General features: G+C 62.5%; 22 protein-coding genes and 2 pseudogenes. 12 read left to right on the plus strand and 12 right to left on the minus strand.

What is annotated here, in order from left to right; translation table 11 throughout:
• Window positions 1-16: 16 nt before the first annotated feature.
• Window positions 17-1,279 carry a cytochrome P450 gene (locus tag ACTX90_RS03770; RefSeq protein WP_443443152.1) on the minus strand — a complete coding sequence of 421 codons (1,263 nt, stop codon included), beginning with the start codon at window positions 1,277-1,279 and terminating at the stop codon, window positions 17-19.
• A gap of 111 nt (window positions 1,280-1,390) precedes the next feature.
• Between ACTX90_RS03770 and ACTX90_RS03775 the strand changes: the two genes are divergently transcribed.
• Both ACTX90_RS03775 and ACTX90_RS03780 read left to right on the plus strand, forming a co-directional pair.
• On the plus strand, window positions 1,391-2,311 hold the full coding sequence (locus ACTX90_RS03775) for a LysR substrate-binding domain-containing protein (protein WP_047118394.1): 921 nt from the start codon (window positions 1,391-1,393) through the stop codon (window positions 2,309-2,311).
• A gap of 61 nt (window positions 2,312-2,372) precedes the next feature.
• A pseudogene (locus tag ACTX90_RS03780) lies at window positions 2,373-2,504 on the plus strand (bifunctional methylenetetrahydrofolate dehydrogenase/methenyltetrahydrofolate cyclohydrolase); the annotation flags it as partial.
• 506 nt (window positions 2,505-3,010) lie between these two features.
• Here the strand turns inward: ACTX90_RS03780 and ACTX90_RS03785 are convergent.
• From ACTX90_RS03785 to ACTX90_RS03795, 3 genes are all read right to left on the minus strand, one after another.
• Window positions 3,011-3,397, minus strand: a complete 387-nt coding sequence (locus ACTX90_RS03785) for a hypothetical protein (protein WP_047118395.1) — start codon at window positions 3,395-3,397, stop codon at window positions 3,011-3,013.
• Between the two features lie 944 nt (window positions 3,398-4,341).
• Entirely contained in the window at window positions 4,342-4,680 is a 339-nt protein-coding gene (locus tag ACTX90_RS03790; protein WP_047118396.1) for a hypothetical protein, read from the minus strand.
• A 237-nt stretch (window positions 4,681-4,917) separates the two neighbouring features.
• Window positions 4,918-5,379, minus strand: coding sequence for a hypothetical protein (locus ACTX90_RS03795; protein WP_152666789.1), 462 nt, complete (start codon window positions 5,377-5,379; stop codon window positions 4,918-4,920).
• A 309-nt stretch (window positions 5,380-5,688) separates the two neighbouring features.
• Here ACTX90_RS03795 and ACTX90_RS03800 point away from each other — a divergent pair, with 309 nt between their 5' ends.
• Entirely contained in the window at window positions 5,689-6,141 is a 453-nt protein-coding gene (locus tag ACTX90_RS03800) for a MarR family winged helix-turn-helix transcriptional regulator (protein WP_231735992.1), read from the plus strand.
• Between the two features lie 215 nt (window positions 6,142-6,356).
• Complete coding sequence (locus ACTX90_RS03805) at window positions 6,357-6,647, plus strand: hypothetical protein (RefSeq protein ID WP_146955906.1); 291 nt, start codon at window positions 6,357-6,359, stop codon at window positions 6,645-6,647.
• A 113-nt stretch (window positions 6,648-6,760) separates the two neighbouring features.
• Here the strand turns inward: ACTX90_RS03805 and ACTX90_RS03810 are convergent.
• Window positions 6,761-6,910, minus strand: a pseudogene (locus tag ACTX90_RS03810) (GlsB/YeaQ/YmgE family stress response membrane protein); the annotation flags it as partial.
• Window positions 6,911-7,000: 90 nt separating this feature from the next.
• Entirely contained in the window at window positions 7,001-8,368 is a 1,368-nt protein-coding gene (locus tag ACTX90_RS03815) for an MFS transporter (protein WP_443443155.1), read from the minus strand.
• A 99-nt stretch (window positions 8,369-8,467) separates the two neighbouring features.
• Between ACTX90_RS03815 and ACTX90_RS03820 the strand changes: the two genes are divergently transcribed.
• The gene (locus ACTX90_RS03820) at window positions 8,468-9,385 is read left to right on the plus strand and encodes a LysR family transcriptional regulator (RefSeq protein WP_443443156.1); all 918 of its coding nucleotides are present in this window, start codon (window positions 8,468-8,470) and stop codon (window positions 9,383-9,385) included.
• A 49-nt stretch (window positions 9,386-9,434) separates the two neighbouring features.
• Window positions 9,435-9,791: a VOC family protein gene (locus ACTX90_RS03825; protein WP_113606810.1), complete on the plus strand. Its 357-nt coding sequence runs from the start codon at window positions 9,435-9,437 to the stop codon at window positions 9,789-9,791.
• Between the two features lie 33 nt (window positions 9,792-9,824).
• Here ACTX90_RS03825 and ACTX90_RS03830 read toward each other — a convergent pair whose 3' ends face one another.
• Together ACTX90_RS03830 and ACTX90_RS03835 are read right to left on the minus strand one after the other, a co-directional pair.
• On the minus strand, window positions 9,825-10,442 hold the full coding sequence (locus tag ACTX90_RS03830; protein WP_113606809.1) for a response regulator: 618 nt from the start codon (window positions 10,440-10,442) through the stop codon (window positions 9,825-9,827).
• On the minus strand, window positions 10,423-11,604 hold the full coding sequence (locus tag ACTX90_RS03835) for a sensor histidine kinase (protein WP_443443159.1): 1,182 nt from the start codon (window positions 11,602-11,604) through the stop codon (window positions 10,423-10,425). Before ACTX90_RS03835 ends, ACTX90_RS03830 begins: the two co-directional genes overlap by 20 nt.
• A 110-nt stretch (window positions 11,605-11,714) precedes the next feature.
• On the opposite strand from ACTX90_RS03835, the gene ACTX90_RS03840 reads away from it, so the two are divergent.
• The 6 genes from ACTX90_RS03840 to ACTX90_RS03865 all read left to right on the plus strand — a co-directional run bounded on the left by ACTX90_RS03840 (window position 11,715) and on the right by ACTX90_RS03865 (window position 16,092).
• Window positions 11,715-12,515 carry a GAP family protein gene (locus ACTX90_RS03840; RefSeq protein WP_443443160.1) on the plus strand — a complete coding sequence of 267 codons (801 nt, stop codon included), beginning with the start codon at window positions 11,715-11,717 and terminating at the stop codon, window positions 12,513-12,515.
• A gap of 68 nt (window positions 12,516-12,583) precedes the next feature.
• Window positions 12,584-13,081: a hypothetical protein gene (locus tag ACTX90_RS03845; protein WP_047118404.1), complete on the plus strand. Its 498-nt coding sequence runs from the start codon at window positions 12,584-12,586 to the stop codon at window positions 13,079-13,081.
• Between the two features lie 51 nt (window positions 13,082-13,132).
• The gene (locus ACTX90_RS03850) at window positions 13,133-13,576 is read left to right on the plus strand and encodes an NUDIX hydrolase (RefSeq protein WP_120990025.1); all 444 of its coding nucleotides are present in this window, start codon (window positions 13,133-13,135) and stop codon (window positions 13,574-13,576) included.
• Between the two features lie 139 nt (window positions 13,577-13,715).
• Window positions 13,716-14,552: an exodeoxyribonuclease III gene (locus ACTX90_RS03855; protein ID WP_443443162.1), complete on the plus strand. Its 837-nt coding sequence runs from the start codon at window positions 13,716-13,718 to the stop codon at window positions 14,550-14,552.
• Between the two features lie 9 nt (window positions 14,553-14,561).
• Window positions 14,562-15,572, plus strand: a complete 1,011-nt coding sequence (gene trpS / locus ACTX90_RS03860; RefSeq protein ID WP_424572592.1) for a tryptophan--tRNA ligase — start codon at window positions 14,562-14,564, stop codon at window positions 15,570-15,572.
• 1 nt (window position 15,573) lies between these two features.
• The gene (locus tag ACTX90_RS03865) at window positions 15,574-16,092 is read left to right on the plus strand and encodes a 2'-5' RNA ligase family protein (RefSeq protein ID WP_047118407.1); all 519 of its coding nucleotides are present in this window, start codon (window positions 15,574-15,576) and stop codon (window positions 16,090-16,092) included.
• A gap of 258 nt (window positions 16,093-16,350) precedes the next feature.
• Here the strand turns inward: ACTX90_RS03865 and ACTX90_RS03870 are convergent, their stop codons facing one another.
• The 4 genes from ACTX90_RS03870 to sdhC form a co-directional block, all read right to left on the minus strand.
• Complete coding sequence (locus ACTX90_RS03870) at window positions 16,351-17,133, minus strand: succinate dehydrogenase iron-sulfur subunit (RefSeq protein ID WP_047118408.1); 783 nt, start codon at window positions 17,131-17,133, stop codon at window positions 16,351-16,353.
• A complete protein-coding gene (sdhA, locus tag ACTX90_RS03875; protein ID WP_047118409.1) occupies window positions 17,133-18,920 on the minus strand; it encodes a succinate dehydrogenase flavoprotein subunit in 1,788 nt (595 codons plus the stop codon). The genes ACTX90_RS03870 and sdhA overlap by 1 nt, the downstream gene beginning before the upstream one ends.
• A gap of 71 nt (window positions 18,921-18,991) precedes the next feature.
• On the minus strand, window positions 18,992-19,435 hold the full coding sequence (locus tag ACTX90_RS03880; protein WP_047118410.1) for a succinate dehydrogenase hydrophobic membrane anchor subunit: 444 nt from the start codon (window positions 19,433-19,435) through the stop codon (window positions 18,992-18,994).
• A gap of 3 nt (window positions 19,436-19,438) precedes the next feature.
• Complete coding sequence (sdhC, locus tag ACTX90_RS03885; RefSeq protein ID WP_047118411.1) at window positions 19,439-19,774, minus strand: succinate dehydrogenase, cytochrome b556 subunit; 336 nt, start codon at window positions 19,772-19,774, stop codon at window positions 19,439-19,441.
• Window positions 19,775-19,836: the final 62 nt, after the last annotated feature.

Here is a 19,836-nt window from a genome sequence, read left to right on the forward strand (position 1 = left end):
TCCTATACGAATGTGGTTACGAATCCCAGATGACCGGCATCTTGGTCATGCCGCGGAAGACCCAGCCGGCATCGATGCTGGCCGACTGCGGATCCAGTCGAAGATTTGGAAGGCTGCGGAACACTTCGGGAAGCGCTATCCGCGCCACCTGCGCGCGGGCGATCCAGGTGCCGGCACAGAAGTGCACTCCGCCGCCGAAGGCCAGGTGAGGCTTCTTTTCCCGGAAGATGTTGAACTCCTCGGGATCGGTGAAGACCTTCGGATCGCGGTTGGCCGCGCCGAGCACAACACCCAGACGCGCCCCGGCAGGCAGCTTGATGCCCTCCAGCACGAGATCCTGCGTGGTTTCGCGGGGATACATTCCGATGGGTGCCACCCAACGCACCGATTCCTCGAAGGCACGTGAAAACAGGCCCGGGTCCTCCAGCACTGCATCCAGCTGTTCCGGGTTGGAGAGCAGGGCCCACACTGTGGTGGCCAGAACATCGCGCGGTTCGTTGAGCCCGCCCCCGATGGTCATTTTCAGATTCGCTCGGATGGCTTCCAGAGGGATGGGCAGTGACGCCAGATTCGAAAGCAACGACCGGTCCGGATTGGCAGCGAGGTAGGGGAGCATTTCATCGATGGCGGCGTCAACTTCCGCCGAGGATGCGGCAGCCTTGGCCCAGACCTCTGGATCATCCGCGTAGTTGCCGGTCCCGTCGATCAACGTCTGGCTCCAGCGCTGCATGTCCGCCTGCGTGGAATTGTGGAAGCCGCAAATGAGGCGAAGGTTCTCCGCGGTGTAGGGGGCCGCGTAGTCCCATACAAAGTCGGCGCCGGGTCCCTTGGCGACGAGCTGAGCCAGGTACTTTTCGTTGTTGGCAGCGAAGATGTCGTTCCAGTGCTTCTTGATGGTGGCCGGGCGAAGGGTTGCGCCGTAGGAATCGCGGTCGACCTGGTGCTCCGGGTTGTCCTTGCGCAGCATTGAATGACCCATCGAACGCTTCATCAAGGAATTGCGTTCGTCGGCGGAGAAGAGCGCCTCGTTTTGCTCGATTTCGTGGCAGGCGCTGTACGAAGTCACCATGTACCGGTTCACTTCCGGTACCCAGTGCACCGGAGCTTCTTCGCGCATGCGCTTGTAGATCGGGAAAGGATTGGTGTAGAGGTCGGAGATTTTCACCCAATCCGCAACCGGCGCTTCGCGTCCTTCGCCAGTCGAGGTCTCGATAGCCGCGGGGACGGTCTGCGCTGACTGCGCCCCGGTGAACGGGCAGGTGGCCGGTGTCTGGCTCATGGGAATGTGCTCCTGGATTGAAAGGCTAACTTGGTATCAAGTGTGAGGCGGGACATAACCACGGGTAAAATGGTTATATTCGTTCAATATCCACGGTTCTAGTGAGGTTGCGTGCCGCGTTTTACCCTTCGACAGCTTGAATGCCTCGCCGCAGTCGGCCATGGCGGATCCATCGCGGCGGCAGCCGAGCAATTGAACCTGTCCGCCTCTGCAATCACAGGCGCGCTCAATGAACTGGAACGCATACTGAATACGCAGCTGACCATTCGTCGAAAAGCGCACGGGGTGAGCCTTACTCCTTCCGGCAAGTACGTGCTTGAAGAGGCCCAGGGAATTCTGCAGGCCTCCAGCGACCTACAGGAGATGGCCAATGGCGCAGGCACGCTGCTTGCCGGTCGGGTGCGGGTGGGCTGCTACTCTTCCCTCGCTCCCACCGTGCTGCCAGAGCTGCTGGCTGAATACAGTTCCAGATTCAACCAGGTGGAAGTCGACTTTTTTGCCGGGACGCAGCAGGAAATATTTCACCGGCTCGCCAACGGCATGCTGGACTTGGCCTTTGTCTACGACTTCGGCTTGCCCGAGGGAATCGAACGAACGGTTCTGTATACAACCGAGCCGAACGTGCTGCTTCCCTCGGACCATGAGCTCGCTCGGGCCCCCAAGGTTTCGCTGGCGCAGTTGTCGAAGGAACCGATGATCCTGCTGGATGTCCCGCCCAGCCGGGAGCACACCGAGGCACTATTCGAAGCGGCCGGGGTCAGCCCGTGGATCCGCTACCGAACTGCGGATTTCGAGGTCACCCGATCGATGGTCGCGAGGGGACTGGGCTACGCGGTCCTGGTTCAACGGCCTGCAGCAGATGTCTCATATGAGGGTTTGCCCCTCGCCGTGCGCTCGATCCATCCGGTGGCCAGGAAAGTACGCATCACCATGGTCCGCTCCCTTGCAGTGCAACCGTCCAAGGCTGCAACTGCCATGCACTCGCTGGCACTGGAACTGTATTCCACCAAACCTGCCCGTAGCTGCCTCTGAGCCGATACTGCTAGAGGGATAGCAGCGGTACGCCGGAAATCGGGCGTACACGGCAGGGTGCGGCGACATCGACCCGGCCCTGTACGAGGTTGCCAGCTGGATCTCCCCGAACCCGGGCGGCGTGCGCCCGATGACCTGCGCGTTGCTGCTGAACAACGTGCTGGAAGCCGCGGAGCGCAACGCCGCGAAGTAGAAGTCTCGGGGTGAAAGCCGGCGGACGCCCCCGAGCGGGACCGTCAGCCAGCATTCATCCACGATCTTGGCAGGGTCGAAAAAGTTCTCCCCGTTCAAGCCAATGAACTGTAAGAACTTGTAGCTCGGGATTGGACGAGGAGCGTCGAGGTCAGCCTCCCCTAAGGGCGATGCCTCGCATCCGCCTACTACGCATGGGCGACGTAGCTCAGACAATTCATAGGCCCTGAGTTGGGTCTTTGCTGTGGCTTGCCGGACTGGATTCGGGAGGGACGGCGATTTGAGAGCATGCATGCGCCGAAGCCGACTGGTGGATTCTTGTCGGCATAGTGATTATTGCGAACGTCGAGACGCTGGCCAGCCATCATGCTACTGGTGCCTGATGCTGGCAGGCGGGAGTCCAGCGGGTTAAACACTGAAGCATCCCACGGTGACTGCGGGATGCTTCAGTGCGAAAGGGCTTCTTTCAGTTATAAACAAGACCAGATTAACATCCAGTGGGGTAGCTCAGTTCATAAGGTCTGGATCATCCAGCGAACGTTCAGCATCCGGTTTTCCCAAGGCGCCCGGACGGGTGTTGTACGAGGTCTCGTAGTCCCTGTCGCTGCGCACATAGCACGGAATTTCAAAGGTGATCGCGCTGTGCGCCCAGTACCTGACCCGGAAAGTCCTCGCGCCTTCAGGCGTGCCTTTGGCAATGAACTGGCTCATCACTTGGCCCTTGGCTTCTACCGGTACATTCTCCAGAGCCGGATTTGGCACCGAGACGAACCAGAAGCTCAAGTCGTCGGCCCTGATGTCATAGATTGCAATCAGTACGGATCGTCCATGGACTGAAACGAGGCCCATCACATCATCAACGAGTTCGTGCGGCTCCGCCAGCACGATGGGCATTCCTTCCCTTCAGCCGTAGGAGGCGAGATGTACGCGGGCTTGGCGGGATCCGAGGATGTGTTTGACGTGATCGGCTGTTTGGGTTCGCAGTTCGTGGGTTGACATGGCTAACCTCCGCTCTGTAGCTCTTCCGGTATCTCCGAGGAACCACACCGCAATGAGTCAAAGTGGTTGTCCTGATGGCAAAGCAGGCCACGGATATTATCGCGGAGTGTCTTTTGGACTGTACGCGTCTTTCACTTTAATAGATACCCTTTGGTCATGGGCTGCAATGAATACCCCGTGAACATAGCGTTGGTATCCAGAGGTTGCCCAGACTCGAAATGCGCCGAGACCTTGGTCCTGGTAGTGCGAAGGCACGGAACAATGGCGTCTGCGGCGCAGGCGGACTCGCAGTAGGTAGCCGGACCAATTTGACCACGGAACGCGGGAATCTTGCTGCCCGTGCTCTTCGCAGGCTATCCATCTTACGGGACGCTTCGTCAGAGGCTACTCCGTACGACGGCACTGTCCAGATTGACGGTGGCACGGCTGGATCCCAAACCATTTCGACAGGCAGCCGTGCTGGAGCCCCGCAGCCGACCCCAGGCTCACACATTGGATACCTGCCGCGCTGGACCAAGCAATGCGCTGGACTCTCGGTCCGGGTCAATCCAAACGAGCCCAACTGGATTCGGAACATTTCAATCAGGCAGGCGGAATTGCACGATGTTCACGCCGAGGACTGGTACCCGCCGACTTGGATAGAGCCCATGGTGCTACACAAGAACTGGATGATTCCGACTGCGATCGAAGAGGGCGGGGCTTCGCCCGCAAGCATTTAGGGAGAGAACTCCGATCCCAGCCCGTGCCTAGCACCATGAACTGATCGATGGAGCAGAGCAAGAGCCGGAACCGAAGCTTGATTACCTCGAATTAGCAGAGTTGCCCGATGTTGGAGTCATTCAACGTGTCGGCAGTGAGTAGCGGGTAGACGGCGTACGCTGCGCTTGCATCTGCGGGCAGGACGGGATTAAGTGGGCCACCGCGGTGTGCTTCCAGAATTTCACGCGAAATTCCATCACGCGGGATGAGCCGAGTTCGTGGAAGAACTCCCCTGTGGTGCACTTGGAAGGTGACGGCTGCTTGACTTTCAGCGCTGGCTGCGGCGTCGTGACATAAAGCAGCTGCAGTTCCTCTGTCTCGGGGTTGATCATCGCTACTAGGACATCACGTCCGTGGATGGAAACCATGCCCATCGCATCGGTGAGTGATTCGTTCGGCTGGGTCATCACGATGGGCATGCCCGGCTCCCATCCATAATTCGACAGATGAGCTTTGCCTTCGCGGGTGGCGAGAAAATCAGCGACTCGGACAGCTGTCTGGGTTCTAGCGATTCGACCTGGCATTTAAGATACTTCCCTTTCCTGCACTGCTCATTTGATAAGTGATGAGGAGGTGGAAACCTCCGTAAGCGGAACTCAAAAAATAGCCCCAACTTTCGACGCTGCCGCATTGGCGGGCAACGGATACTGCGCTGATTAGGCGATGCTCAGGTCCGACGGTGTTCCACCCCGGCCAAAATCGAGACCGCCTGTGGGGGTTGGCGAGGGGGCGATGAATGGCTGTTCCAGCCAATCTTGCTGCGGATGCAAAGCTACGTCCAGAGGTTCCGAGGGAAGCGCTAGGTTTTCTTTGCCGGCGACCGCAAATTGTAGATTGCGGACTTCGAACTGGATGCCCAGGGAGTTCTCCATTTGTGGCAGCAGCGTGTCATTCACGTATTGCATCAGCTCAGAAACATGGTCTTCGCTTTTCGCGGTGCATGCCAGGTTCAAGACCAATTGATCCGGGGTACCGGTAATGGTGCATATAGCCGAATGAACCGTATCTTTGCTCCGGCACTCGTGTGATCCGAAAGCGGCGATCTGCTGCATCCGCTCCGCCCATGCGTTGGCAGGATGCGTCGAGGGATCTACTGGAACTGCTAAGGATTCTTTCATTATTCACTCCGGTATTGATAGCTGTTTCGTAGTAGAATATATGTAGACAGGCTAACTATTAGCTAGGTTACATTATACTTTTTTGATTAGGCAAGCTGACCGCAGGCAATGGCGAGGAAGGAGCATCGGGAGGTACGAGCGATGAGTTCGTACCCGGCGGAGGGAATTCTCATGAGTAGTTATGGAGCAAGTGGATATTGGTATGACACGGCTACCACGGCGCCAGGGGCCGTTGATTTGTTGAACCTGATGCGCAGGTATCGAGAGTCGGAACGTAAGATGCGGGCCAAAACGCGTGGATCCATGGGAATGAACGAAACCGATATGTCCGCTCTGCGATTCCTGCTCGGTGAGCATCGTAAGGGGGTGATTCCGCGTCAACGGGATTTTGCCGAAGAGCTGGGCATCTCTAATGCATCCGTGTCGGTGTTGATAGACCGGTTGTGCCGCGACGGGTATGCCGAGCGCATTGTCCACCCTGCCGATCGCCGCTCGGTGGGGATCGTGCCCACCGAATACAGTGATTCCGAAGTTCGCGGAACGCTGCACAAGATGCATGAGCGCATGATGGATGCAGTGAACACCCTGACCGCTGACGAGCGGATTGGGGCGGCCAAGTTCTTGGCAGCCATGATCCGAAGTGTTGAAGCCGACGAAGCGGAAGAAATTCAGTCCCGCGAATCCGCGGTTGCTTCCTCCTCGTTGCCAGATCGGAAATCTGATAGGAATTCAGCTTCCTCGGCTTCGGATCATCTGCGGTAGTCCGAGGGTTGCATGGAGGTTGGGAATCGACCGGACTCCCGCCGCCGCAGACCGGCGTGGAAGCCACCAGATCCACCTGGGGTGCGAAGTCGATTTCAGCTTCTACCGTATCGTTCCTGATGAAAATCTGACGGTCGCCCTTCGTCTTAGGTTCAGGAACGTAGATTAGGAAAATAGTAAATTCAACTCGTTCTGGAAGAATGGAGTGATAGCTAATGCCACGTAAGCGTCTTGATGTTTCTCTCAGTCATGATGAGTTCGAAGATCTTAACAACGCTTTGGAAGACCATCGGGATGGGTTCAAGAGGATGGCGCAGGAGGCAATCAACGGTTTCGGCCTCGAGCCCGCCTACTGGACCGGTCGAGCCGAAGAAGTGGAAGGTCTTCGTGAGTCGGTGCACGAGCATAGTGCTGACGAACCTGACGTTCCACCTGCGGATTCGGATCTTCCACGGGAGGCAGAATCGGCTCTGGATCTGGATCCCGAATCCGAGCCACGCAATTAATTGGTTCGGAATGCCTAATCATCCCATCCGCCCGACGCGGGTATTGTCTCAAGAATCCAACCGAAAGAGCGGTCCACCACATTGTGTGGTGGACCGCTCTACGATAGGACCAATTAGGCGCGCTTGTGGGTAAGAAGCCCCCAGATCACCAGAACGATCAGCGAACCACCGATAGCGAGCAGCCACGTAGAAAGGGACCAGAAGCGGTCGATTTCGACATCGAACAGCGCTGAACCGATCCAGCCACCCACGACCGCGCCGAGCTCACTTTCCGGCAAAGCCGGGCAAAGAAAACCCCGCCCCAGCGAAACAAATTCGCTGGAACGGGGTTTGCGCCTAACAGGGGGGCAACGCTACTTGGAAACCTCTTCCGTCTGGGCTTCGATGGCGCGCTTGTCGAATACCAGGGCGCCGACTTCCTGCTCAGCCTGGTTGTGGAAGGACAGGTCGATGCCGCGGCGGTCGCGGATCAGGGAGACCGCGATGAAGGCGAGCACCACAACCACCAGCAGGTACACGGCCACGGCGGTGGTGCCACCGGTTGCCTGGACCAGCGCCTGGGCGATGGTCGGGGCGAAGGCACCGCCGAGGATCGCGCCGATGGCGTAGGAGATCGAGACGCCGGAGAAGCGCACAGAAGCCGGGAACAGTTCGGAGTACAGTGCCGCCTGCGGCCCGTAGGTCAGGCCCAAGCCGATGGAGAACAGGCCGAAGGCCAGATAGAGCATGCCCAGCGAGCCGGAGTTGACCAGTGCAAAGACCGGGAACAGCGATGCGGCCAGAACCACGAAGCCGATCTGGTAGGTGCGCACGCGGCCGATCTTGTCCGCCATAACGCCGGCGATCAGGGTCACGACCAGCCATACGGCGGCGCCGAAGGCCACGGCGATGAGCACGTCGGTGCGCTCCAAGCCGATCGGTCCCTCGGGATCGGTGGTGTAGGCCTGGAAGAACCCGCCGGTGGTCATGTAGCCTGCGGCGTTGTTGCCAGCGAAGACCAGCGCGGCGATGAGCACCAGCGGCCAGTGCTTCTTGAACAGGACGAGGATCGGGACCTTGGTCTGCGCCTTGTGCTCGGCGATCTCCTCGAAGACCGGGGACTCGTCCACGGAACGACGAACGAAGAAGCCAATGGCGATCAGGATGATCGAGACCAGGAACGGCACGCGCCAGCCCCACTCGAGGAATGCATCGCCGGGGGAGATGACACCGGTCATCAGCGCCATCATGCCGCTGGCCAGCAGCATGCCCAGGGGAACGCCAACCTGCGGGTAGGAGCCCGAACGGCCGCGCTTGCCTTCCTCGGCATGCTCGACGGCCATCAACACGGCGCCGCCCCATTCGCCGCCGGCGGAGATGCCCTGGATGATGCGCAGCAGCAGCAACAGGATCGGAGCCCACAGCCCGGCGGTCTCGTAGGTCGGCAGTACGCCGATCAGCGTGGTGGCAGCTCCCATGAGCGACAGGGTCAGCACCAGCATGGCGCGGCGGCCGATCTTGTCGCCGTAGTGTCCGGCCAGGAAGGCGCCGAGCGGACGGAAGAGGAAGGACAAGCCGACCGAGGCGAAGGAGATCAGCAGCGCGATGTCCTTGCCGGCGGGCTCGAAGAACAGGTGGCTGAAGACCAGGCCTGCCGCGGTGGCGTAGATGAAGAAGTCGTACCATTCGACGGTGGTACCGATGACTGTGGCGAACGCGACGCGCCGTTGGTTTGCGTTCATGAAGTGGGCAGCTCCTTGGAGAGGTGAATCACTTCAGTGTGACACCACACATAGGTAAGGTAAACTTCAAATACCTGTAGAACTTCTGAAGGTTGGCTTATGTACACGATGCGGCATCTTGAAATCATGGCCGAGCTTCCGGACCATAGGACCCTTGGATCCGCCGCGGACGAACTGCGTATTTCCGAGTCAGCGCTGTCCCAGGCGATTACCGCCATCGAGAAGCTGGCCGGCGAAACGCTGTGCCTGCGGCGCAAGGCGCACGGCTTCACCCTGACCGCCTCCGGAGTGCATTTTTCGGCGATGGCCCGCAAAATCATCTCCGATGTTACGGAACTGGCGGCCACCTTCCCGCAGCAGGAAGGCGTGCTGCGCGGGCGCGTGCGCTTTGGCTGCTTCGCCTCGCTCTCCCCGCACCTGATCCCCTCGACCATGCAGGGATTCGACCACCCGCAGGTGGAACTTTCGGTGCAGGTGGGCACCCATGAGTCGCTGCTTCCGGCGCTGCGCAATGCGGACCTGGATGTCGCCTTCGTCTATGACCTGGGCTTGCCTCCGGACATGGAGAAACAGGAGATCTACGAGACGCATATGCAGGTGGTGCTGCATCCGGAGCACCCGCTGGCGCGTCTGGAACGGCCGCTGGAACTTGCCGACCTGGTGGACGAGCCGCTGGTGATGTACGAATCCGATCCGTCCACCGAATACGTGCTCCAGCTGTTCGCCGCGCAGGGCCTGAACCCCAAGGTCATCGCCGAGGTGCCGCAGATGATCCTGGTCTCCGCGATGGTCGGGAGAGGTCTGGGCTACGGCCTGCTGATGCGCCGCCCGAACAACGCCGAGATGTCCTTGGAGGGCAAGCCGCTGGCCTTCCGCGACCTGCATACCCCGGTGTCGCCGACCGCTCCCAGCTCCCTGAGCTCGGTCGTGGCGATCACCCCGCTCGGGGTCAAGGTGCCGGCCCGGGTGCAGGCGCTGATCGAGCACTGCCGCGAAGCCATGGCGGATTCCTGGTAGCCCTACCCAAGCGCCGGCGGCTCCCGCATAATGGGGCGCAGGAGGCATCATGATTGGCACATGGCAGGCATTGGTGATCGACTGCGAAGACCCGGACTCGCTGGCGGCGTTCTACGAGCAGCTGCTGGGCATGGTCCGCATCGACAACGACCCTGACTGGGTGAGCATCGGCGACGCGCCCGACCGGCCGGCCGTCGCGTTCCAAGCCGTCAGCCCCTATGTCGCGCCCGAATGGCCGGGGCATGTGCACCCGCAGCAGATGCATCTCGACGTCAGGGTTAAGGATCTCGACCTGGCCGAGGAGCTGGTGCTGAACCTCGGCGCCCGGAGCACCGGGCAGGGGACCAAGACCTTCCGTGTCTACCTCGACCCGCAGGAGCACCCCTTCTGCCTGGTGAGCTGGTAGCCGCGCCCCGCTACCACACCCGTCCGCAGCTAGCTAGCCTCCGGCTCCGTAGGCGATCTTCGCCGCCTGCAGCCTAGTGCTCACCCCGAGCTTGGCAAGCACCGCCGACACGTGCGTTTTCACCGTGCTTTCCCCAATGCCCAGACGCTGCGCCAGCTGCGGATTGCTCAGTCCCTCGCCGATTCCCTGGAGCACCTCACGCTCCCTGGCAGTGAGCCCCTCGGGCAGCACCACGGGCGGCGCCGCGGCCAGCGCCCGTTCCATGACCCGGGCGGTGACCTGCGGATCCAGGACGGATTGGCCGCGGCCCGCCGCGCGCACCGCGTCGATGATCGCCTGCGGCTCGGCGGTCTTCAGCAAGAAGCCGTGGGCGCCGGCCTGCAATGCGCCAAAGAGGTAGTCGTCATCGTCGAAGGTGGTCAGCACGATCACCCTTGTTTGCCCGGAAATCTGCGCGGTCGCCGCGATGCCGTCCATCACCGGCATACGAAGGTCCATGAGCACCACGTCTGGGCTGAGCGCCCGGGCCATGGACACGGCCGCGGCACCGTCCGCCGCCTCCCCGACAACTTCCAGGTCCTCTGCCGCCTGCAGCACCAGGCGGATGCCCAGGCGCACGGTTGAATGGTCGTCAACAAGCAGGATCTTCATGGATTCCATCCTGTAGCTGGGCGGCGGTGGGCAGGGTGACCTGAACCTGGAACTGGGGGACGGGGCGAATGTCGCAGCTGCCGCCTACGGCCTGGGCTCGGGTGCGGATGCTCTGCAGCCCGATGCCGCTGCCGAAGCCGTGTCCGACATGCTCCGGGACCGGGTTGCTGGCATGGATCCAAACGCGGTCCCGCAGCTGCTCCAGACGCAAGCTCAGAGTGCTGCCCGGGGCGTGCTTGGCGTGGTTGACCAGCAGCTCGCGCACCGTGCGGTGCGCGGCGGTGTGCACGGCGGCGGGGATGGACTCAGGGTGCGGCACCGAGTACTCCAGCTCGATCTCTTCGGAAGCCTCGGCGACCAGCTGCGGCACGTCGGTCAGCCGCGCCGCCAGCGCCGGGGTTCCCGCATGCAGCATACGCACCATCTCGCTCATTTCCTCCAGCCCGGTCACGCTTTCGCGGCGGATGGCCGCCAGCGGTTCGTTGCCCGGCGCGGCCGCCAGCGCCGCTCCGGAGAGCAGGGCGATGGAGGAGAGCCGGGCGGAGAGCACGTCGTGCATTTCGCGGGCCAGCGCGGTGCGCTCGGAAATCCGGGCCGCGTGGTGCTCGGCGCTCAGCCGCTCCGCCCGCGCCTCGGCGGCGGCGGCCAGCGCCGCGGAACGCTCGGCCTGCGAGGCGGAAAGGTCCTGGGCGGTGCGCACGTTCTGCGCCCACAGCATCGGGGTGAACAGGATGAAGCCGGTGAGGAACAGGCTCAGCACCACCTGCTGCGCCAGGTGCGTGGCATCCCAGGCGAGCACCGCCATCACCAGCGACACCAAGCACATGAGCGTGAACGAGATCCGGCGCAACGTCAATCCGCCGAGCAGGAAGACGCTGAAGACCGCCTCGAAGGCCATGAAGTATCCGGCAATGCTGCCCAACGCCAGCAATCCCAGCCCGGAAGAGGCCATGGCCAGCACGGCGGGCAGCAGCCAGCGCCTTCGCAGCAGGACGGCGCCCAGGCCCAGCAGCAGCACCGGGAACCAGAGCCAGCCAGGCAGCCCGGAAAGCGGCGGGTTCACCACGCCGAAGGCGTGCAGCACCGCGGCAAGCAGCAGATACATCCCGGCCGTCTCCGGCTCGTCCTGGCCGCTGCCGATACGCCGGATCAACGTCGTCATGATTCCAGCATGCCCCATCCGCAGGGCGGCGAGGCATCCGCCTTAAGGGGGAGATTGAGCCGTCCTGCTGCCCGATACCCCTGCGCCGCGATCCGGGACAGGCTGGAAGCATGGACATCTTCACGAATGCCGCACCCGCCTCACTGGTGGTGCTCGCGCTGATCGACGCCACCAGCATCGGCACCCTGGTCATCCCCATTTGGCTGCTGCTGCGCCGCGACTACCGCCGGGCGATTCCCCGGGTGCTGCTCTACCTCGGACTGCTGGCCGGCTTCTACTGGGCGATCGGTCTGCTGCTGCGCTCCGGCTTCCAGCTGGCGTACTCCCGGATATCCTTGGACACCCCGATGATGCGGCTGGTTGGGCTGGCCCTGGGGGCGGGGATGATCATCTGGGCCTTGACCTACCGCACCGACGAGCAGAAGCTCGTCGCGGCGCGCAAGGCCGGGACCGCAAGCGGTGAGACCGTCAAGGCCGGCGGGCTGCAGGGAACTGCTACCGGCCAGCCGCAGGTTTCCGGGGCGCTGCGCCGGAGGCTGGGGACCGCGCTGGATACCCGCACCGGGGTCGTGGCGCTGGCCTTGCTGGCGGGGCTGCTGGAGCTGCCCACCATGCTTCCCTACCTCGGCGCCATGGGCGTGTTGCAAGGCGCCGGATGGAGCTCCGGGGTGCAGGTGCTGGTGCTGGCCGGGTACTGCCTGGTGATGATCGCTCCGGCGCTGGTGCTGGTGGGTGTGCGCAGGGCGGCCGGGGACCGGATGGAGCATTGGCTGCAGGCTGCGGGAAGGAAACTAGGTCGCTACGCGCAGGAGACGCTGGGCTGGGTGGTGGGCATCGCCGGGTACTTCCTGATCAGGTTCAGCCTGGACGGGGTGCAGCTGCGCGAGCTGGTCGGCAGCGTGCTGGGATAGCCACGCTGTGGGCGAAAGGACAGCCGCGCGATTGGCCTGCATCCGGGGATGATGCGAGAATTGAAGGCATGGAACCTCTAGGCAGCAGCGCGAAGCAGGGTCGGAAAATCACCCTCAACGCATCGACCCTGGCAATGTCGGTCATGGTCATCGTCCTTCTGGTGGCGGTCATCTTCGCCGCCAATTCGAATGAGATCGTCGGCTGGTTCGTCGTCGTCATCTCCGCCGGCTGGCTGCTGCTCGCCGGGTTCATGATGTTCGGCCTCAAGCGCGGAGCGCAGAAGATCAACAACTCGCTGCGCGAAGCCACCGCCGCGGCCACCCCGCGCGCCCAGGCCGGCACCGTCGTGGTCGACGAAGCCACCAGCCAGCGCGACATGAAGCTGGACCACTCCTTCAAGATCGTCCAGGTCCAGGCCCGCGTCATCGCCGAGCAGCGCGAGCTGAAGAACCCCGAGTCGGAAGAAATGATCGACCGGGCCCTGGACACCATCCAGATGACCGCGAGCAACGCCCGGGATATGATCAAGCCGGCCAAGCCGCTTGACGGCGAAATCATCGGTTAACTTCAAACTTTTCGAGACGGCTTCGGCCGTCTCGTTGTCTTTAAGGACCGCATGCATCTGATTCCCGTGGTCTATGTCGTTTTCCGGCGCGAGGACCGGATTCTGTTGCAGCAGCGCCGCGGAACCGGGTTCATGGACGGGCATTGGGCCTCCGGCGCCGCCGGGCATGTCGAGGCCGGGGAAACCGTGCAGCAGGCCGCCTGCCGCGAGGCATTCGAGGAACTGGGGTTGAGCATCGAGCCGGGTGGCCTGGAGCCGCTGGCCGTGCTGCACCGAGCCCCGAACCGCGTCGACTTCTTTTTCCAGTGCACCAGCTGGTCCGGCCAGCCCAAGCTGATGGAGCCGGACAAGGCCGCCGAGCTGCAATGGTTCGACCTGAAGGCGCTGCCTAGTCCCGTGGTCCCGCATGAATTGCATGTCCTGGGCCAGTTGTGCTCCGGCGTGCCTGGGATCGGATCATTCGGCGATTTCACGCCGCCTGCCGGGCTGGACTAACCAGTACTCCAGACGATTCGCGCAGGCTGATGGGAGCTGCCCGCGCGGAGGGAGGCTACGTTCTCCGCACTCGGCGTTTCCCGGAGGGGCGCGAGTCGATCAGCGGGTAATCAGCACGCGAATTTTGTAAGCTGGAAGGGTGATACCAACCAGCGTGGAAATTCTGAGCAAGAACGCCGGCGCCCTGCGCGTGGCTTCGGTCAACGTCAACGGCATTCGCGCCGCCTACCGCAAGAACATGGCAGATTGGGTCGCCGCCCGCGACGTCGACATCCTGTGCCTGCAGGAAGTGCGCGCACCGGACAAGGTGCTGCGCGAACTGATCGGCGAGGGTTGGCACATCTTGCATGCCGAAGCCAAGGACAAAGGCCGTGCAGGCGTGGCAGTGCTCTCCCGCGTTGAGCCGGTGGCCGTGCGCGAGAACATCGGCGACGAGTACTTCGCCGACTCCGGACGCTGGGTGGAAGCGGACTTCGAGGTCAACGGGGAAACCTTCACCGTGGTCTCCTGCTACGTGCACTCGGGCGAACTGGGCACCCAGAAGCAGGAGGACAAGTACCGTTTCCTGCAGCGCATGACCGACTACCTGCCGGCCCTGGCGGCGGAAAAGGACCATGTGCTGGTGGTGGGCGACCTGAACGTCGTGCACACCGAGAAGGACATCAAGAACTGGAAGCCGAACCACAACAAGCGCGCCGGCGTGATGGATGAGGAGATCGCCTACTTCGACGGCTTCTTCTCCTCGGTCGGCTACAAGGACGTGGCCCGCGAACTGGCCGGAGACGTCCAGGGCCCCTACACCTGGTGGTCCTACCGCGGACAGGCCTTCGACAACGACGCCGGTTGGCGCATCGATTACCACATGGCCACCCCGGCGCTGGCCAGCAAGGCCATCAAGTCCCATGTTGACCGCGCCTCAGGCTACGACCTGCGCTTCTCCGACCACGCACCGCTGGTCGTCGACTACCAGTTTTAAGGAATTTTCATGACTAAGTCCCGCGTTCTTTCGGGCATGCAGCCTTCGGGCGACTCCCTGCACCTGGGCAACTACCTCGGCGCACTGGTCAACTGGGTCAAGACCCAGGACGAGTTCGACGCCTTCTTCTTCATCCCCGACATGCACGCCATCACCGTGCCCCAGGACCCGGCCGAGCTGCGCGCCCGCACGCGCAAGACCGCCGCCCAGTTCATCGCCGGCGGCATCGACCTGGAGAAGTCCACGCTGTTCGTGCAGTCCCAGGTGCCCGAGCACGCCCAGCTGGCCTGGGTGCTGAACTGCATCACCGGTTTCGGCGAGGCCAGCCGCATGACCCAGTTCAAGGACAAGTCGGCCAAGGGCGGCGCGGACGCGGCCAGCGTCGGCCTGTTCACCTACCCGGTGCTGATGGCCGCCGACATCCTGCTCTACCAGCCGCAGGGCGTTCCGGTGGGCGACGACCAGCGCCAGCACGTGGAGCTTGCCCGCGATTTGGCCAAGCGCTTCAACCACCGCTTCGGGCAGACCTTCACCGTGCCGGAGGCCTTCATCCCGAAGGAGGGCGCGCGCATCTACGACCTGCAGAACCCGACCTCCAAGATGTCCAAGTCCGCCGAGTCCCCTGCGGGCCTGATCAACGTGCTCGACGAGCCGAAGCTGATTGCCAAGCGCATCAAGTCCGCGGTCACCGACGCGGACACCGTGATCGCCTACGACAAGGCCGAGAAGCCCGGCGTCTCCAACCTGCTGGACATCCTGGCCGCCGTGACCGACCGCCACGTGCCGGACCTGGTCGCTGAATTCGAGGGCAAGATGTACGGGCACCTGAAGGTGGCAGTGGCCGACGCCGTGGTGGAGCGCCTGGCTCCGATCCGCGCCCGCACCCTGGAGCTGCTGGACGATCCGGCGGAACTGGACCGCCTGCTGCTAGCCGGGGCCGAGAAGGCCCGACAGGTTGCTTCCAAGACCGTGGCAGATGTCTACCAGAAGGTCGGCTTCCTGCCGCCGCTGGGTGTCTGACATGGATAACCTTGAACCCCGATTCACGCTGGGCGTGGTGATCCCGGTGCCGCAGCCGCAGCGGGAGACCCTGCGCGCCTGGCGCCGGGAGTTCGGGGGAGCGGACACCGAGGTGATCGCTCCCCACATCACGCTGGTGTCCGGGTCCTACCTGAACACCTGGGAGAAGGCCGCCGCGCAGGTGCGCCAGGTGGCGGGTCAAACCGCGAGCTTCACAGTGCAGCTGGGTGCCGCGCGGACCTTCCGTCCAGCCAGCGAAGTGGTCTACCTGCCGCTGCTGGACGGGGCGGAGGAATGCTGGGCGCTGCACCGCGGGCTGCTCTCCGACGCGCTGCGCCACGAGTCGAACTTCGCGTACCATCCGCACCTGACCATTGCGCAGAACGTGCCCCCGGAGAACCTGGACGCCGCGCAGGCAGCGCTGGACCAAGTGGGCCTGTCCTTCGAGGTGAGCTCGATCCAGCTGTTCGACACCCGCGGCGGGCAGTGGAGCCTGAGCGAAGAGATTGAACTGGGCTAAGGCCCGCCGACACACGAAAAGAACGCCAGCCCAAAGGCTGGCGTTCTTTTCGTTGAAGGTCTGCTCGGCAGCCCAAGCCTCTGGCTCGGCCCATGCACGCAGCATGGCGGCGCCGTTGCAGATGCCCCGCGGTGGCAGTTGCCGGGCAAGGGGTTCGGCGGACTTCAGGCCCCGCGGGGGACCGGGGAACGGCTCTTTCCTCCAGCAATGCCAAAAGGCCCGAACCATGAAACTGGTTCGGGCCTTTGCTTCGCGTACTTAGACGGTGCGCGAGAGGATCGCCTGCTTGACCTCGGCGATAGCCTTGGTCACCTGGATGCCGCGTGGGCACGCTTCGGTGCAGTTGAAGGTGGTGCGGCAGCGCCACACGCCTTCCTTGTCGTTCAGGATCTCCAAGCGCATGTCGCCTGCATCATCGCGCGAGTCGAAGATGAAGCGGTGCGCATTGACGATCGCTGCCGGGCCGAAGTACTGGCCATCGGTCCAGAACACCGGGCAGGAGGAGGTGCAGGCGGCGCAGAGGATGCACTTGGTGGTGTCATCGAAGCGCTCGCGGTCCTCGACCGACTGGTAGCGTTCCTTGGTCGGCTCGTGGCCCTTGGAAATCAGGAACGGCATGATCTCGCGGTAGGACTGGAAGAACGGTTCCATGTCCACGATCAGGTCCTTCTCCAGCGGAAGACCCTTGATTGCCTCAACGGTGATCGGCTTGGAGGTGTCCAGGTCCTTCAGCAGGGTCTTGCAGGCCAGGCGGTTGCGGCCGTTGATGCGCATGGCATCCGAACCGCAAATGCCGTGGGCGCAGGAACGGCGGAACGACAGCGAGCCGTCGTGGTCCCACTTGACCTTGTGCAGGGCGTCCAGCACGCGGTCGGTGCCGTACATGGTCAGCTTGAAGTCTTCCCAGTAGGCCTCTGCAGTGGTCTCCGGCAGGTAGCGGCGAACGCGCAGGGTGATGTTGAAGGTTGGGATCTCTCCGCCGCCACCAACACCGGCCTTCAACTCAATCTTTGATGGTGGTTCTGGCAGTTCGGTGCTCATTAGTACTTACGCTCCATTGGCTGGTAACGGGTGAAGACAACCGGCTTGGTTTCCATGCGGATGCCGGCGATGCCCTCGGTAGTAGCGTTGTGGTCGCGGTAGGACATCGAGTGGACCATGAAGTTCTCATCGTCGCGGTTCGGGAAGTCCTCGCGGTAGTGACCACCACGTGATTCCTTGCGGTGCAGCGCTGCGGTGGTCATGACCTCCGCCAGGTCCAGCAGGAAGCCCAGTTCCACGGCTTCGAGCAGATCCAGGTTGAAGCGCTTGCCCTTGTCCTGGATGGACACGTTCTTGTAGCGTTCGCGCAGGCTCTCGATGACCTCCAGAGCGCCCTTCAGCGAGGTCTCGTCGCGGAACACCTGGACGTTGGCGTCCATGATCTCCTGCAGGGCCTTGCGCAGCTCTGCGACGTTCTCGGTGCCGGTGGAGTTCAGCAGGCCGTCCAGCTGTGCGGTGACCAGGGCTTCAGGGTTCTCCGGCAGCTCGACGAAGTCAGCGGTCTTGGCGTACTCGGCGGCGGCGATGCCGGCGCGGCGGCCGAAGACGTTGATGTCCAGCAGCGAGTTGGTGCCCAAGCGGTTTGCGCCGTGGACCGAAACACAGGCGACCTCGCCGGCTGCGAACAGGCCCGGGATGGTGGTGTTGTTGTCCTGCAGGACCTCGGTCTCGATGTTGGTCGGCACGCCGCCCATGGCGTAGTGCGCGGTCGGGTACACCGGCACCGGGTCGGTGAACGGCTCGACACCCAGGTAGGTGCGGGCGAATTCGGTGATGTCCGGCAGCTTGGATTCGATGTGCTCTGGCTCCAGGTGGGTCAGGTCCAGCAGCACGTAGTCCTTGTTAGGACCGCAGCCGCGGCCTTCGCGCACTTCGTTGGCCATGGCACGGGCCACGATGTCACGTGGAGCCAGGTCCTTAATGGTCGGAGCGTAGCGCTCCATGAAGCGTTCGCCGTCCGAGTTGCGAAGGATTGCGCCTTCGCCGCGGGCGCCCTCGGTGAGCAGAATGCCCAGGCCTGCGAGGCCCGTCGGGTGGAACTGGAAGAACTCCATGTCTTCCAGCGGCAGGCCCGAGCGGAACGCGATGCCCATGCCGTCGCCGGTCAGGGTGTGGGCGTTGGAGGTGGTCTTGAAGACCTTGCCTGCGCCGCCGGAAGCGAAAATCACGGACTTGGCCTGGAACACGTGCAGTTCGCCGGTGGCCAGGTCGTAGGAGACGACGCCGGCAACACGCTTCTGCATGTACGCGGTGCCGTCTTCGCGGAAGGCTTCTTCCTCAACCATCAGCAGGTCCAGCACGTAGTACTCGTTGTAGAACTCAACGTTGTGCTTGACGCAGTTTTGGTACAGGGTCTGCAGGATCATGTGGCCGGTGCGGTCTGCTGCGTAGCAGGCGCGGCGCACGGCGGCCTTGCCGTGGTCGCGGGTGTGGCCGCCGAAGCGGCGCTGGTCGATCTTGCCCTCAGGGGTTCGGTTGAACGGCAGACCCATTTTTTCCAGATCCAGCACGGCGTTGATGGCTTCCTTGGCCATGACCTCTGCTGCATCCTGGTCGACGATGTAGTCGCCGCCCTTGATGGTGTCGAAGGTGTGCCACTCCCAGTTGTCTTCCTCGACGTTGGCCAGTGCGGCGCACATGCCGCCCTGGGCCGCGCCGGTATGGGAGCGGGTTGGGTAAAGCTTAGTTAGCACTGCGGTGCGTGCACGCTGACCGGATTCGATCGCTGCACGCATACCTGCACCGCCGGCACCGACGATGACTACGTCGTACTGATGTACCTGCATTCTTGATGCTCTCTTTTCTACAAAAAACTGTCTGGCTAAAAGTTCGGCTCTAAAACGGGGGTTTTAGGGTTTTAGCACTGTGGCAGGGTGCTGCCCGCGACGCATGGGTCGAAGGTGAAGATCACCAGGGTGCCGAGCACAACGATGAAGATCGTCGCGACGTACAGGATGCCCTTGAGCCATGCTCGGGTCGAGTGCTTCTCTGCGTAGTCGTTGATGATGGTGCGCACGCCGTTGGTGCCGTGCAGCATGGCCAGCCACAGCATGGCCAGGTCCCAGAACTGCCAGATCGGGTCGGCCCACTTGCCGGCGACGAAGCCGAAGGAGATGGCGTTGATGCCGTCGCCAACGATCAGGTTGGAGATCAGGTGGCCGAAGATCAGGACGATCAGGGCCACGCCGGATAGGCGCATGAACAGCCATGCGAGCATTTCGAAGCTGCCGCGGGACTTCGGACCGCGCTTGTACTTCGGGTCGATGCGCTGGCTGCGTGGAGCAGGAATGGTGACGCTCATGGCTTAGTGTCCTCCAAATGCGAGGGAGAGATGGCGGATGGCGAAGCCTGCGAAGACGACGACCCACAGGATCATGACGCCCCAGAGCATCTGGCGCTGGTACTTGGTGCCCTGCTTCCAGAAGTCAACGAGGATCAGGCGCAGACCGTTGAATGCGTGGAAGAGAATGGCCGCGACCAGGCCGGTCTCGCCCAGTGCCATCCACGGGGTCTGGTAGGTGCTGATTACTGCGTTGTATGCATTGGCATCCACGCGCACGAGGGCCGTATCCAGCACGTGAACGAGTAGATAAAGAAAAATTACGACACCGGTGACTCGGTGTCCCACCCAGGACCACATGCCTTCATGGCCGCGGTATAGGGTGCCTGACGAAGTCTTCGACACTGAACTAACCTCCAAGG

Origin of the sequence: Glutamicibacter soli (assembly GCF_052322135.1) — a bacterium.
In the GTDB taxonomy this organism is placed as follows: Bacteria; Actinomycetota; Actinomycetes; order Actinomycetales; family Micrococcaceae; genus Glutamicibacter; species Glutamicibacter soli.

Excerpts from the sequence above, each read along its gene's own strand:
- ACTX90_RS03835 (WP_443443159.1), bottom strand. The coding sequence starts at position 11,604 with ATGACGACGTTGATCCGGCGTATCGGCAGCGGCCAGGACGAGCCGGAG.
- ACTX90_RS03850 (WP_120990025.1), top strand. The coding sequence starts at position 13,133 with ATGCATCTGATTCCCGTGGTCTATGTCGTTTTCCGGCGCGAGGACCGG.
- ACTX90_RS03830 (WP_113606809.1), bottom strand. The coding sequence starts at position 10,442 with ATGAAGATCCTGCTTGTTGACGACCATTCAACCGTGCGCCTGGGCATC.
- ACTX90_RS03795 (WP_152666789.1), bottom strand. The coding sequence starts at position 5,379 with ATGAAAGAATCCTTAGCAGTTCCAGTAGATCCCTCGACGCATCCTGCC.
- ACTX90_RS03815 (WP_443443155.1), bottom strand. The coding sequence starts at position 8,368 with ATGAACGCAAACCAACGGCGCGTCGCGTTCGCCACAGTCATCGGTACC.
- ACTX90_RS03845 (WP_047118404.1), top strand. The coding sequence starts at position 12,584 with ATGGAACCTCTAGGCAGCAGCGCGAAGCAGGGTCGGAAAATCACCCTC.
- sdhC (WP_047118411.1), bottom strand. The coding sequence starts at position 19,774 with ATGTGGTCCTGGGTGGGACACCGAGTCACCGGTGTCGTAATTTTTCTT.
- ACTX90_RS03805 (WP_146955906.1), top strand. The coding sequence starts at position 6,357 with ATGCCACGTAAGCGTCTTGATGTTTCTCTCAGTCATGATGAGTTCGAA.
- trpS (WP_424572592.1), top strand. The coding sequence starts at position 14,562 with ATGACTAAGTCCCGCGTTCTTTCGGGCATGCAGCCTTCGGGCGACTCC.
- sdhA (WP_047118409.1), bottom strand. The coding sequence starts at position 18,920 with ATGCAGGTACATCAGTACGACGTAGTCATCGTCGGTGCCGGCGGTGCA.
- ACTX90_RS03800 (WP_231735992.1), top strand. The coding sequence starts at position 5,689 with ATGAACGAAACCGATATGTCCGCTCTGCGATTCCTGCTCGGTGAGCAT.
- ACTX90_RS03880 (WP_047118410.1), bottom strand. The coding sequence starts at position 19,435 with ATGAGCGTCACCATTCCTGCTCCACGCAGCCAGCGCATCGACCCGAAG.
- ACTX90_RS03840 (WP_443443160.1), top strand. The coding sequence starts at position 11,715 with ATGGACATCTTCACGAATGCCGCACCCGCCTCACTGGTGGTGCTCGCG.
- ACTX90_RS03825 (WP_113606810.1), top strand. The coding sequence starts at position 9,435 with ATGATTGGCACATGGCAGGCATTGGTGATCGACTGCGAAGACCCGGAC.
- ACTX90_RS03865 (WP_047118407.1), top strand. The coding sequence starts at position 15,574 with ATGGATAACCTTGAACCCCGATTCACGCTGGGCGTGGTGATCCCGGTG.
- ACTX90_RS03770 (WP_443443152.1), bottom strand. The coding sequence starts at position 1,279 with ATGAGCCAGACACCGGCCACCTGCCCGTTCACCGGGGCGCAGTCAGCG.
- ACTX90_RS03820 (WP_443443156.1), top strand. The coding sequence starts at position 8,468 with ATGTACACGATGCGGCATCTTGAAATCATGGCCGAGCTTCCGGACCAT.
- ACTX90_RS03790 (WP_047118396.1), bottom strand. The coding sequence starts at position 4,680 with ATGCCCATCGTGATGACCCAGCCGAACGAATCACTCACCGATGCGATG.
- ACTX90_RS03870 (WP_047118408.1), bottom strand. The coding sequence starts at position 17,133 with ATGAGCACCGAACTGCCAGAACCACCATCAAAGATTGAGTTGAAGGCC.
- ACTX90_RS03785 (WP_047118395.1), bottom strand. The coding sequence starts at position 3,397 with ATGCCCATCGTGCTGGCGGAGCCGCACGAACTCGTTGATGATGTGATG.